A 12,324-nucleotide genomic window follows, 5' to 3' on the forward strand; every position below is an offset into this window, starting at 1 on the left:
ACTGGTTCGGCTGTGCTTGTGGCGAGCCGGTCCCTGCCCGGCTCGCCGCGGTCGGCTTCCGGAGATGGCTGGGTGGGTGGAGCGGGTCGCGTTCGCCTACAGCGATCCGCTGGTACGCGGATCACTGGTTCGGCTGTGCTTGTGGCGAGCCGGTCCCTGCCCGGCTCGCCGCGGTCGGCTCTCGGGGGTGGCTGGGTGGGTGGAGCGGGTCGCGTCCGCCTAGCGCGATCCGCTGGGACGCGGACCGTGCGTTCGGCGGTGCGGGGGGCGCGTGGGGAGGGCGGCTCGTCGCCGGCGAGACGGGCGCGGAAGGCTCGGTGCTCGGGCCGAGACGGGCGCGGACCGGCTCTCGAATAGACTGGCCCCTGCCATCAGCGGCGCCCTCGGGGGCCGCACGCAACGAGATTTCCGAGGGAGCACCGTGTCCGGGCATTCCAAGTGGGCCACGACCAAGCACCAGAAGGCGATCAAGGACTCGCGCCGCGCGAAGTCCTTCGCCAAGCTGATCAAGAACATCGAGGTGGCCGCCAAGATCGGCGGCGCCGACCTCTCCGGCAACCCGACGCTCGTCGACGCCGTGCAGAAGGCGAAGAAGACCTCGGTGCCGAACGACAACATCGACCGCGCGATCAAGCGCGGTGCCGGCCTCACCGGCGAGGTCATCGACTACACGACGATCATGTACGAGGCCTACGGCCCCAACGGCATCGCCCTGCTCGTCGAGTGCCTCACCGACAACAAGAACCGCGCCGCGGCGGACGTCCGCACCGCGATGACCCGCAACGGCGGCACCATGGCCGACCCGGGCAGCGTCGCGTACAACTTCGCGCGCAAGGGCGTCATCTCCGTGCCCCACGGAGAGAGCGTCACCGAGGACGACGTGCTCGGCGCGGTCCTCGACTTCGGTGTCGACGACGTGCTCGACCACGGCGAGAGCTTCGAGGTCCGCGTCGAGCCGAGCGAGCTCGTCCCGGCCCGCTCGGCCCTGCAGGAGGCGGGCATCGACTACGACTCCGCCGACATCGAGTTCGTCGCCTCCCTCCAGGTCGAGGCCGACGCCGAGACGGCCCGCAAGGTCTTCCGCCTGATCGACGCGCTCGAGGACTCGGACGACGTGCAGAACGTCTACACCAACCTCGACATCACGGCCGAGGTGCGCGCCGAGCTCGAGAACGAGGAGTGACGCGGTGAGCCCGGCCCGATCCTGGAGGGCGGCCTGATGCGCGTCCTCGGGATCGACCCCGGGCTCACCCGCTGCGGCGTCGGCATCGTCGACGTCTCGCGCGACCGCCGCGCGACCCTCGTGCACGTGACGGTCCTCCGGACACCGCCCGACGACGCGCTGGAGCGCCGCCTGCTGGCCCTGGGCGACGGGCTCGAGGCGCTGCTCGACGAGCACCGCCCCGACGCCGTCGCGATCGAGCGGGTCTTCGCGCAGAACAACGTCAGCACCGTGATGGGCATCGCGCAGATCAGCGGCGTAGCCCTCGTCGCGGCGGCCCGGCGCGGGCTCCCGGTCGGGATGCACACGCCGAGCGAGGTGAAGGCCGCCGTCACCGGCTACGGAGCCGCGGACAAGCGCCAGGTCACCGCGATGATCCAGCGCGTCCTCCGGCTCGACGCCCCGCCGCGGCCGGCCGACGCGGCCGACGCCCTCGCCCTGGCCGTCTGCCACGCCTGGCGGGCCCCTCTCGCGCCGTCCTCCGGGTCGGCGGGAGCCGGTGCCGACGGAGCGGCGGGCGGCACAGCAGCGCAGCGGGCGTGGCGCGCCGCCGAGGCCGCGAGTCGAACGCCTGTTCGAGCATCTAGACTGACGCGGTGATCTCCTCCCTCCGCGGCACCGTCCTCTCCGCCCGCGGGAGTCTCGCCGTCCTCGACGTCCACGGCGTCGGCTACGCGGTGAACGTGACCCCGCAGCACGCGCTCGAGATGCGCGTCGGCGACGAGACCACGGTCAGTACCGTGCTCGTCGTCCGCGAGGACTCGCTCACCCTCTACGGCTTCCCCGACGAGGAGCAGCTCGAGATCTTCGAGCTGCTGATCGGCGTGACCGGCGTCGGCCCGAAGTCCGCCCTCGGCGTGCTCGGCGCGGTCGAGCCGGACCGGATCGCGCAGGCGGTCGCCGACGAGGACGACGGGGTGTTCCGGAAGGTCAGCGGCATCGGCCCGAAGACGGCCAAGCTGATCATCCTGTCGCTCGCCGGCAAGGTGACCGTCCGTCCGCGCGCCGCCCGCGGCTCCGGTCCCGCCGCCACCGCCGCGCAGAACGTGCTCGCGGCGCTCGTCGGCCTGGGCTGGCCCGAGCGCACCGCGGCCGATGTGGTCGACGAGATCCTGCTCGACGCGCAGGCCTCCGACGCCGCGAACGTGCAGGCGCTGCTCCGGCTCGCCCTCGCCCGCCTCGGTCCGGCGGCCCGCTCGTGAGCGACGAGGTGCTGGGCGCCGAGGTCGCATCGGAGGCCGAGGTCGCCTTCGAGGGCGCCCTGCGGCCCAGGAACCTCAGCGAGTTCGTCGGCCAGCGCAAGGTGCGCGGCCAGCTCGAGCTGCTGCTCAAGGCCGCGGCCATGCAGGGCCGGACCCCGGACCACATCCTGCTGGCGGGCCCGCCCGGTCTCGGCAAGACGACCCTCGCGATGATCGTGGCGGAGGAGAGCTCCTCGCCCCTGCGGCTCTCCAGCGGCCCCGCGATCCAGCACGCGGGCGACCTCGCCGCCGTCCTCTCCTCGCTGCTGCCCGGCGAGATCCTCTTCATCGACGAGATCCACCGCATGGCGCGCTCCGCGGAGGAGATGCTCTACCTCGCGATGGAGGACTTCAGGATCGACATCATGGTCGGCAAGGGGGCGGGAGCGACGTCCGTCCCGCTGGATCTCGCCCCGTTCACGCTCGTCGGCGCCACGACCCGCTCCGGCCTGCTGCCCAATCCGCTCCGCGACCGCTTCGGCTTCACCGCGCACCTCGAGTTCTACGCGGAGGACGAGCTGCGGCAGGTGCTCGCCCGGGCGGCACGGCTGCTCGAGCTCGACATCGACGCGGACGCGATCGCCGAGATCGCCGGCCGCTGCCGAGGCACCCCGCGCATCGCCAACCGCCTGCTCCGGCGGGTGCGGGACTTCGCCCTGGTCCACGGCGGACGGGCCGACGTGACCGCCGTCCGCGCGGCGCTGGAGCTCTACGACGTCGACGCGCTCGGACTCGACCGGCTCGACCGCGCGGTGATGGAGATCGTGCTGACCCGCTTCGACGGGGGGCCGGTCGGCCTGAACACCCTCGCCGTGTCGGTGGGGGAGGAGGCGGAGACGGTCGAGGCCGTCGTCGAGCCGTTCCTCGTGCGGATCGGATTGCTGACCCGGACGCCGCGCGGCCGCGTGGCGACCCCCGCCGCCTACCGCCACTTCGGCATCGACCCCCGGGGGACGGCGGCTCAGCCGCCCCTGTTCCCCGATGATCTATGATTCTCTAGGCCCGACGGGCCGCTCGATCCGCTCCGCCTCGACCTGAGGCCGCGCGGCGGATCGCCCATCCACTCCGGAAGGCCCACCCATGGATCCGACGATCATCCTGCTCGTCCTGCTGCTCGCCGTGATGATCATCTTCATGTTCCGCAACAACAAGAAGCGCCAGCGCGACGCGGAGAGCATGAAGAACAACCTCCAGCCGGGGGTGGAGCTCATGACCGGCTCCGGCCTCTTCGGCACCGTCGTGTCGATCGACGACGAGGCGAACAAGATCGTCATCGAGTCGACCCCCGGCACGCTGCTGACCATCCACCGTCAGGCGATCGCCCGGCTCATCGACCCTAGCGAGAACGCCGTCGTCGTCGAGACCGAGGACGAGGCCGACCCGCTGACCGCGACCGGCTCGCCCGAGTTCGGCGAGCGCGACTCCGCGCACCGCGACCCGCTGGTGGACCCGGTCGAGCGCGACCGCCGCCCCGACGCGCAGTAGTCTCCTGGGCGGGCCGGGCGCATCGGCGCCCGCCCGCCCTTCTCCACGCCCGGGCGTCCCCGGGCCGATCACCGTCGACCGAAGAGAAAGCTGAGCCCTGGGTGGCCGCATCAACCCCCGTCCGGAAGGCCCGCCGCTCCCTGAGCTGGCTCGGTGTCCTGATCCTCGCTCTCGTCGGACTCAATACGGCGGCCGTCCTCTGGGGCGGCGGCTCCTGGACGCCGAAGCTCGCCCTCGACCTCGAGGGCGGCACGCAGATCGTCCTGCAGCCGCAGCTGAACGACGGCGACACCGTCTCGTCGGAGCAGCTGACGCAGGCCGTCTCGATCATCCGCCAGCGCATCGACGCGTCCGGCGTCTCCGAGGCCGAGATCACGACCCAGGGCTCGAGCAACATCGTCGTCTCGATCCCGGGCACGCCCGACGACGAGACGCTCCAGCGCATCGAGGCCTCGGCGAAGCTCGACTTCCGCCCAGTCCTCGTCGCGAGCCAGGCCACCAACAGCTCGGTCGGCGGCGACGCGACGTCCTCGCCCACGCCGACGCCCGTCGACCCGTCGCTCTCGACGGAGCCGACCGCCTCGCCGACGAACGCGAGCGACCTCGCCTACCTCACGCCGGCGCTCGAGGCCCAGTACACCTCGTTCGACTGCGCGTTCCTCAACGGCCAGGACCCGAACCTCGCCGCGGCCGACCAGCCGCTCATCACCTGCGACGACAGCGGGACGGTGAAGTACGTCCTCGGCCCGGTGGAGATCACCGGCGAGGACATCTCGGACGCCTCGAACGGCCTGATGACGACCTCCTCCGGCGCCAGCACCGGCACCTGGGCCGTCAACCTCTCGTTCGACGACCAGGGCACGCAGGCCTTCGGCGACGTGACCTCGCGCCTCGTGGCGCTGCAGGGTGCGCAGAACCAGTTCGCGATCGTCCTCGACGGCCGGGTCATCTCGGCCCCGTCGACGAACGCCGCCATCACCGACGGCAACGCGCAGATCTCGGGCTCCTTCACCCAGGAGTCGTCGAAGACGCTCGCCGACCAGCTCAAGTACGGCGCGCTGCCGATCGGCTTCCAGGTCCAGAGCTCGGACAGCATCTCGGCGACGCTCGGCTCCGCCCAGCTCGCCAGCGGCCTGCTCGCCGGCCTCATCGGCCTGATCCTCGTCATCGTCTACTCCATCGCGCAGTACCGCGTTCTCGGAGCCGTCACGATCGCCTCGCTGCTCGTCGCGGCGATCGTCACCTACCTCGTCGTCACGCTGCTGTCCTGGCGGGAGGGACTGCGCCTCTCGCTTGCAGGAGTCGCGGGTCTCATCGTCGCGATCGGCATCACGGCCGACTCGTTCATCGTGTACTTCGAGCGCATCCGCGACGAGCTCCGCGACGGACGCGGCCTCGAGTCCGCCGTCGAGTCCGGCTGGCGGCGCGCGCTGCGCACCATCTTCGCGTCCGACATGGTGAACCTGCTCGCCGCGGTGGTCCTCTTCCTCCTCGCCGTCGGCAGTGTCCGCGGCTTCGCGCTCACCCTCGGGATCACGACGATCATCGACCTGATCGTGGTGGCGCTGTTCACCCACCCGATCCTGCAGCTGATGGCCACGAGACCGTTCTTCGCCGAGGGGCACAAGGCCTCGGGCCTGGATCCCCGGGCGCTCGGGGCCGTCTACCGCGGCCGTGCCGCCTTCCGTCCGCAGGACCAGGTGGTCGCCGGCAAGCGCGCCTCCGCGTCCCGCGAGGCGGCCAAGCGCCAGACCATCGCCGAGCGGAAGGCCGCCGAGGCGGCCGGCCTGCGCGACTCCAACGACTCGAACGGGAAGGACGCGTGATGGCCAGCTTCTCGCAGTTCGGAAACGACCTCTACACCGGTGCGCGATCGATCGACTTCGTCGGCCGGCGCCGCACGTGGTACCTCGTCTCGCTCGCCCTGATCCTGATCACGCTGCTCGGGACGGTCGCCCGCGGCGGCTTCAACTTCGGCATCGAGTTCACCGGCGGCTCGCAGTTCACGGTGTCCTCGCCGTCAAGCCTCGAGCAGGCGACGGCGACGGACGCGGTGACCTCGGTCGCTCCGGAGACCGTGCCGCGCGTGTCCATCGTCGGCGACGACTCCATCCGCGTACAGACCGGCCAGCTCTCGACCGACGAGTCGACCGCGGTGCGGAACGCCCTGTCGGAGGCGTACGACGTGCCCACCGACCAGGTCGCCTCCTCCTTCATCGGAGCGGCGTGGGGCAACGACGTGACCCAGCAGGCCCTGCGCGGCCTGGTGATCTTCGTGGTCCTCGCGGCCCTGGCCATGTGGGCGTACTTCCGCACCTGGAAGATGTCGCTCGCGGCGATCGTCGCGCTCCTGCACGACCTCGTGATCGTGGCGGGCGTCTACGGCATCACCGGCACCGAGGTGTCGCCGGCGGCGGTGATCGGACTGCTGACGATCCTCGGCTACTCGCTCTACGACACGGTCGTGGTCTTCGACAAGATCCGCGAGAACACCGTGGAGGCGCTCGGCAGCACGACCCGCACCTTCTCCGAGACGGTGAACCTGGCCGAGAACCAGACTCTCGTGCGCTCCATCAACACCTCGATCGTCGCCGCCCTCCCGGTGGCCGCGATCCTCGTGATCGGCGCGTTCGTCCTCGGCGCGGGCACTCTCCGCGACATCTCCCTCGCCCTGCTGATCGGCATCATCGTCGGCACGTACTCGACGATCTTCGTCGCGGCGCCGCTGTACGCCCAGCTGCGCAGCCGGGAGCCCGAGATCTCCAAGCACGACAAGCGCGTGGAGTCGGCCCGGGCGAAGGCGACCGCGCCGGCCGCGCCGGCCGTGCAGGGCTGAGCCGTGGCCGACTACGCACAGGTCACGGCGGCCGACGCCGTCGGACTCGTCGAGCGCGACGAGGTCTGGCTGCTCGACGTCCGGGAGCCGCACGAATGGGCGGCGGGGCATGCTCCGGCCGCCCACCACATCCCGATGGGGGAGATCGGCGCCCGGCAGGACGAGCTCCCGGCCGACACGGCGATCCTGGTGGTCTGCCACTCCGGAGTCCGCTCCGCGATGGTGACGCAGGCCCTCGACGGCGCCGGCTACGAGGTCGCCAACGTCGACGCCGGCATGACCGCCTGGGCCGCGGCGGGCGGCGACGTGGTCGACGGCGAGGGGCGCCCGGGACGCATCGGCTGACGCCGGCGCCGTCCGCCCCGGGCGGAACGGTCATCGGCGCCGTCCGCACGGGCGATAATGGGGCGATGGAGATCCTCGCGTGACGGAAACGACGACGACGTCCTCGACCGCTGCCCTGCGCAGACTGGTCCCGCGGATCTTCTCGCGCGCGCAGCCCTCCGGTGCTGTCGACACCCTCGTCCGCACCGTCCGGATGCACCATCCGAAGAGCGACATCGCGCTGATCGAGCGCGCGTACTCGGTCGCGGAGCGGGCGCACGCGAACCAGAAGCGCCGCAGCGGCGAGCCCTACATCACTCATCCGCTGGCCGTCGCGCAGATCCTCGCCGACCTCGGCATCGGCTCGAAGACGATCGCCGCCGCGCTGCTGCACGACACCGTCGAGGACACCGACTACCAGCTCGACGAGCTCCGCGCGGACTTCGGCGACGAGGTCGCGATGCTCGTCGACGGCGTCACCAAGCTCGACAAGGTCAAGTACGGCGACAGCGCGCAGGCCGAGACCGTCCGCAAGATGATCGTGGCGATGTCGAAGGACATCCGCGTCCTGATCATCAAGCTCGCCGACCGCCTCCACAACGCGCGGACCTGGGGCTTCGTCCCCGCCGAATCCGCCGCCCGCAAGGCCACCGAGACTCTCGAGATCTACGCGCCGCTGGCGCACCGCCTCGGCATCCAGGCGATCAAGTGGGAGCTCGAGGACCTGTCCTTCGCGGTGCTCTACCCCAAGATCTACAACGAGATCGAGAGCCTGGTGAAGCGGCGGACGCCGCAGCGCGAGGAGTTCGTGCAGAACGTCATCGACCTGATCAGCGAGGACCTGCGGGCCGGGCGGATCCGCGGTCGTGTCGTCGGCCGGCCGAAGCAGTACTACTCGATCTACCAGAAGATGGTCGTCCGCGGTCGCGAGTTCGACGAGATCTACGACCTGGTCGGCATCCGCGTCCTCGTGAACTCGGTGCGCGACTGCTACGCCGTGCTCGGCTCGATCCACGCCCGCTGGACGCCGATGCCGGGCCGGTTCAAGGACTACATCGCCACTCCGAAGTTCAACCTCTACCAGTCGCTGCACACGACGGTCGTCGGGCCGAAGGGGCGTGCGGTCGAGATCCAGATCCGCACCAACGAGATGCACCAGCACGCGGAGTTCGGCATCGCGGCGCACTGGAAGTACAAGGAGCAGATGGCCACCGGCAAGGTGCCCACCTCCGGATCGAACGACACCGACCTCGCCTGGCTCGCGCACCTCTCGGACTGGCAGTCGGAGACCACAGACCCGAACGAGTTCCTCGACTCCCTCCGCTTCGAGATCGGCGCCAAGGAGGTCTACGTCTTCACCCCGAAGGGACGCGTGATCGGCCTGCCGACCGGTGCGACCCCGGTCGACTTCGCCTACGCGGTGCACACCGAGGTCGGGCACCGGACGATGGGCGCCAAGGTCAACGGGCGCCTCGTGCCGCTGGAGTCGGCTCTGACGACGGGCGACGTGGTCGAGGTCTTCACCTCGAAGAACCCCGACTCGGGACCGAGCCAGGACTGGCTCCACTTCGTGCAGAGCCCGCGGGCCCGCAACAAGATCCGGCAGTGGTTCACCAAGGAGCGGCGCGACGAGGCGATCGAGCAGGGCAAGGACTCCATCGCCCGGGCGATGCGGAAGCAGAACCTGCCGCTGCAGAAGCTGATGAGCCAGGACACCTTCACCGAGGTGGCCAGCCAGCTGCGCTACAACGACGTCGAGGCGCTCTACGCGGCCGTCGGCGAGGGCCACGTCTCGACCCAGTCGGTGCTCGAGAAGGTCGTCTCCTCCATCCAGGGCGATCCGGAGTCGGACGAGAACGAGGTCACCCTCCCTCGCTCGCCCCGGCCGCGGAGCCGGAGCAGCGAGTCGGGCGTCCTCGTGAAGGGCGCGCCGGACATCCTCGTGAAGCTCGCGAAGTGCTGCACTCCGGTTCCGGGCGATCAGATCGTCGGATTCGTGACGCGGGGAGCCGGCGTCTCCGTGCACCAGGCGAACTGCCACAACGTGCAGGAGCTGCTGAAGGAGCCGGAGCGGATCGTCGACGTCGAGTGGGCGCCGTCCTCCAAGAGCATCTTCCTCGTGCAGATCCAGGTCGAGGCGCTGGACCGCTCGGGCCTGCTGAGCGACGTGACGCGCGTGCTCTCGGAGCACCACGTCAACATCCTCTCGGCGACGGTCTCCACCTCGAGCGACCGGCTGGCGATCAGCCGGTTCGTCTTCGAGATGGGCGACACCACCCACCTGGACCGCGTGCTGAACGCCGTGCGCCGGATCGACGCCGTCTACGACGTCTACCGGGTGAACGCGGGCTGATCCACGGGCGGCGCTTCGCCGAGCGCCGCCCGCAGCCGTCGTCCGACGATCCTCCGTCCGGCGACGGCGCTGCCCTCCTCCAGCCTCGCGAGGACGGCGTCGAGGCCGGTCCGGGTGCTCCGAGAGAGCGCCCGGAGGATCGCGCCCGCGTCCTCCGTCCGGGCGAGGTCGATCAGCGTGCGAGCAGGCGACGTGACCGGCGCGCCGCCGAGGAGGACGACGTCGTCCTCGTCGAGCAGGACCTCGTGGCAGCGCAGGCGGGGGTTCGACGGCGCCTGCCGGCGCTTCCGCCGGTCGATCGAGGCGCTGTGCACCGGCGGTGGGCCGTGCGTCGCTCCGTGCACCCACGCGGCGGAGAGACGATCGGCGACGGCGCCGCGGGGGAGCAGCGAGCGCAGGGAGGCGGCCCGCTCGGACGCCCCCAGGGGCAGATCCGCGACGAGGAAGCCCTCGTCGAGCGCAACCAGCTCGCCGTCGAGGCGGGCGGCGCACAGCTCCGCGAGAGGAAGGTGCCCGGGGAGGAGCACGGAGGGGAGGCGCATCCGGCCATGCTGGCCGATGCGCCTCCCCTTCGGAGGGTTGCGAGCGGATCTGTGGAGGGATCCGCCGGAGCGGGTCTAGCCGATCGCGTCGAGCCAGACCTTGCGGGCGTCGAGCGCCTCCTGAGCCTGGGCGATCGCGTCGCGGTCGCCGCGCGCCTTCGCCTCGTCGAGCTCGTCCTGGAGCTTCTGGATCGCGGCGGTCAGCTGCGAGGCCAGACCCTCGGAGCGGGCCTTGCGCTCCGGGTTGCTGCGGTTCCAGTGCTCCTCGTCGAGCTTGCGGACGTGCGCCTCGACCTTGCGGAGACGGTCCTCGACGGTGCGCACCTGCTCGCGCGGCACGCGGCCGACGGCGTCCCAGCGCTCCTGGATCGAGAGCAGCACCCGCTTGGCCTTCTCGCGGTCCTGCTCCTGCAGGAGCGGCTCCGCCTCCTCGAGGAGGGCGAGCTTGAGGTCGAGGTTCTCGGTGTACTCGACGCTCTCCTGCGCGACGATCTCGGCCTTGGCGCCGTAGATCGCGTCGCCGGCGGCCTTGAAGCGCGCCCAGAGCGCGTCGTCGAACCGCTTGCCGGCACGGCCGGCGACCCGCCAGCGCTCGAGGAGCGCGCGGTAGTCCGGGATGGCGTCGGCGCCCTGGGGCACCAGCGCCTCGGCCTGATCGATGAGCGCCTGCTTGGCCTGCTTGGCCTCGCGGTGCGCGGAGTCGAGGTCGGCGAAGAACGCCTTGCGGTTCTGCTCGATCGTGGTGCGCGCACCGCGGAACCGGCGCCACAGCTCGTTCGCGTCGTTCTTGGGCAGGCGCGGGCCCTGCTGCTGGTGGTTCTGCCAGCGGGCGAAGAGGTCGTCGATCGCGGCGCTGGCCTGCTTCCACTGCGTCTTCGCCGGGTCGACCGCCGCCAGGGCCTCGGCCTCGGCGACGATCGCCTCGCGGTAGGCGAGGGCCTCGGACAGCGCGGCCTTCGACTCGGCCGCCTGCTGCTCGGTCAGATCCTCGACGGAACCGCTCAGCGCGTCGACCCGGGTCTGCAGCGACTCGAGGTCGCCGACCGCGTTGGCCTGCGCGATGGCCGCGGACAGCGACTGCACCGTCCGGGCGACGTCTCCGGCGGGTGCGCCCCGCTTGGCGCGCTGCTCGAGCAGGGAGACCTGCCCGGCGAGCTCCGTGTACTTGCGCTCGTAGTAGGCGAGCGCCTCCTCGGGAGTCGCATCGGGGTACTGGCCGACCTCTCGCTCCCCGTCGCCGACGCGGACGTAGACCGTCCCGTCGTCGCCGACCCGTCCCCACGGCTGCTGGTCACTCATCGCTCGGAGCCTCACCTTGCTGTTCGATGTCGTGCTTCTCGGTGCCCGTCGCGTCGTCGGCCGGTGGGGCTCGACGGCCGGAGGGCCGAAGACCGCGCTCGGCCGCGAACGGGCAGTGACGACAAGCCTATTGCACTCCCCGCGCGGGCGGACCGTGACGACGCCGCGGGTGCGGCTACTGGACGGAGACGGAGGTGATGGACACGGGCTCAGCGGGGGCGCCGTCACCCGATCCGTCGGCCGTGCCCTTCGACACGACGTCGCTGACGAGGGCGTCGAGTCCCGAGGTGACCTGCCCGAGCACGGTGTACCCGCCGGCCGCGTCGGCGGGCAGGGTCGTGTCCTGGTAGACGACGAAGAACTGGCTTCCCTGGCTGTAGCCGTTGCCGCCCTGGCGGGCCATCGCGATGGTCCCGGCCGGGTAGACGCCGTCCTCGGGCGCGTTCTCGACGGGGCCGTAGCTGTAGCCGGGGCCGCCGGTGCCGTCGCCGTCCGGGTCGCCGCACTGGAGGACGTAGAGGCCCTCCGTGGTGAGGCGGTGGCAGGAGACGCCGTCGTAGAAGCCGGACTGCGTCAGCGAGATGAAGGAGGACACCGCCTGCGGGGCAGCGGCGCCGGCGAGCGTGATGCCCAGCGGGTCCTCGCCGATCGTGAGCGTGCCCGTCCAGTCGCGGCCCTCGGCGATGTCGGAGGAGGGGACGTCGCCGGTGTTCGACCCCGTCGCCTCGGGCGTCGGGGTCGCGGAGGAGGAGGAGGTCGGCTCGGCGACCGGGGTGCCGGGGCCGCCGGAGAAGTAGAGGATCTGGGCGACGACCGCGAGCCCGATCACGACGACGGCGGCGATCGCCGCGATCACGTTGTCGCGCACGCGCCGCTTCTGCCTCGAGCGGTGGAGGCTCTGACGGGCCTGGTAGGCCCGGAGCCGGGTGCGCGCCTCGCGGTCGTTCGACTTGCCCTGGGCCACGTGTTCCTCCGACGTCCTCGTCCGCGCGGCTTCGGCGCGGCGGCCCGCGCACGCAGGC

General features: G+C 71.4%; 12 protein-coding genes. 9 read left to right on the forward strand and 3 right to left on the reverse strand.

Going from position 1 to position 12,324, the window contains the following annotated elements; all coding sequences use genetic code 11:
• The first annotated feature begins 421 nt into the window (after positions 1-421).
• From C5C37_RS13075 to C5C37_RS13115, 9 genes are all read left to right on the forward strand, one after another.
• Positions 422-1,183, forward strand: a complete 762-nt coding sequence (locus tag C5C37_RS13075; RefSeq protein ID WP_104224772.1) for a YebC/PmpR family DNA-binding transcriptional regulator — start codon at positions 422-424, stop codon at positions 1,181-1,183.
• 36 nt (positions 1,184-1,219) lie between these two features.
• Positions 1,220-1,822, forward strand: a complete 603-nt coding sequence (ruvC, locus tag C5C37_RS13080) for a crossover junction endodeoxyribonuclease RuvC (RefSeq protein WP_104225338.1) — start codon at positions 1,220-1,222, stop codon at positions 1,820-1,822.
• Positions 1,819-2,424: a Holliday junction branch migration protein RuvA gene (gene ruvA, locus C5C37_RS13085; protein WP_104225337.1), complete on the forward strand. Its 606-nt coding sequence runs from the start codon at positions 1,819-1,821 to the stop codon at positions 2,422-2,424. The genes ruvC and ruvA overlap by 4 nt, the downstream gene beginning before the upstream one ends.
• Complete coding sequence (ruvB, locus tag C5C37_RS13090) at positions 2,421-3,455, forward strand: Holliday junction branch migration DNA helicase RuvB (protein ID WP_104224769.1); 1,035 nt, start codon at positions 2,421-2,423, stop codon at positions 3,453-3,455. The genes ruvA and ruvB overlap by 4 nt, the downstream gene beginning before the upstream one ends.
• An 88-nt stretch (positions 3,456-3,543) precedes the next feature.
• A complete protein-coding gene (gene yajC, locus C5C37_RS13095; RefSeq protein ID WP_104233318.1) occupies positions 3,544-3,948 on the forward strand; it encodes a preprotein translocase subunit YajC in 405 nt (134 codons plus the stop codon).
• A 101-nt stretch (positions 3,949-4,049) separates the two neighbouring features.
• The gene (gene secD / locus C5C37_RS13100; RefSeq protein ID WP_104339045.1) at positions 4,050-5,774 is read left to right on the forward strand and encodes a protein translocase subunit SecD; all 1,725 of its coding nucleotides are present in this window, start codon (positions 4,050-4,052) and stop codon (positions 5,772-5,774) included.
• Complete coding sequence (secF, locus tag C5C37_RS13105; protein ID WP_104233316.1) at positions 5,774-6,784, forward strand: protein translocase subunit SecF; 1,011 nt, start codon at positions 5,774-5,776, stop codon at positions 6,782-6,784. Before secD ends, secF begins: the two co-directional genes overlap by 1 nt.
• Positions 6,785-6,787: 3 nt before the next feature.
• The gene (locus C5C37_RS13110; RefSeq protein WP_104224765.1) at positions 6,788-7,129 is read left to right on the forward strand and encodes a rhodanese-like domain-containing protein; all 342 of its coding nucleotides are present in this window, start codon (positions 6,788-6,790) and stop codon (positions 7,127-7,129) included.
• A gap of 79 nt (positions 7,130-7,208) precedes the next feature.
• Positions 7,209-9,461 (forward strand): bifunctional (p)ppGpp synthetase/guanosine-3',5'-bis(diphosphate) 3'-pyrophosphohydrolase, encoded by a 2,253-nt coding sequence (locus C5C37_RS13115; protein WP_104225334.1) that lies wholly within the window; start codon positions 7,209-7,211, stop codon positions 9,459-9,461.
• Here C5C37_RS13115 and C5C37_RS13120 read toward each other — a convergent pair.
• The 3 genes from C5C37_RS13120 to C5C37_RS13130 all read right to left on the reverse strand — a co-directional run bounded on the left by C5C37_RS13120 (position 9,440) and on the right by C5C37_RS13130 (position 12,266).
• On the reverse strand, positions 9,440-10,003 hold the full coding sequence (locus tag C5C37_RS13120) for a type IV toxin-antitoxin system AbiEi family antitoxin (RefSeq protein WP_104339046.1): 564 nt from the start codon (positions 10,001-10,003) through the stop codon (positions 9,440-9,442). The two genes, C5C37_RS13115 and C5C37_RS13120, sit on opposite strands and share 22 nt — an antisense overlap.
• A 75-nt stretch (positions 10,004-10,078) precedes the next feature.
• Positions 10,079-11,302, reverse strand: a complete 1,224-nt coding sequence (locus tag C5C37_RS13125) for a DUF349 domain-containing protein (protein ID WP_104224762.1) — start codon at positions 11,300-11,302, stop codon at positions 10,079-10,081.
• Between the two features lie 175 nt (positions 11,303-11,477).
• Positions 11,478-12,266 (reverse strand): peptidylprolyl isomerase, encoded by a 789-nt coding sequence (locus C5C37_RS13130; protein WP_104273293.1) that lies wholly within the window; start codon positions 12,264-12,266, stop codon positions 11,478-11,480.
• Between the last annotated feature and the right edge of the window lie 58 nt (positions 12,267-12,324).

Origin of the sequence: Rathayibacter sp. AY1F9 (assembly GCF_002932155.1) — a bacterium.
In the GTDB taxonomy this organism is placed as follows: Bacteria; Actinomycetota; Actinomycetes; order Actinomycetales; family Microbacteriaceae; genus Rathayibacter.

What these genes read in the sequence shown, in the direction of transcription:
- C5C37_RS13125 (WP_104224762.1), bottom strand. Translation starts at nt 11,302, where the DNA reads ATGAGTGACCAGCAGCCGTGGGGACGGGTCGGCGACGACGGGACGGTC.
- yajC (WP_104233318.1), top strand. Translation starts at nt 3,544, where the DNA reads ATGGATCCGACGATCATCCTGCTCGTCCTGCTGCTCGCCGTGATGATC.
- secF (WP_104233316.1), top strand. Translation starts at nt 5,774, where the DNA reads ATGGCCAGCTTCTCGCAGTTCGGAAACGACCTCTACACCGGTGCGCGA.
- ruvC (WP_104225338.1), top strand. Translation starts at nt 1,220, where the DNA reads ATGCGCGTCCTCGGGATCGACCCCGGGCTCACCCGCTGCGGCGTCGGC.
- C5C37_RS13120 (WP_104339046.1), bottom strand. Translation starts at nt 10,003, where the DNA reads ATGCGCCTCCCCTCCGTGCTCCTCCCCGGGCACCTTCCTCTCGCGGAG.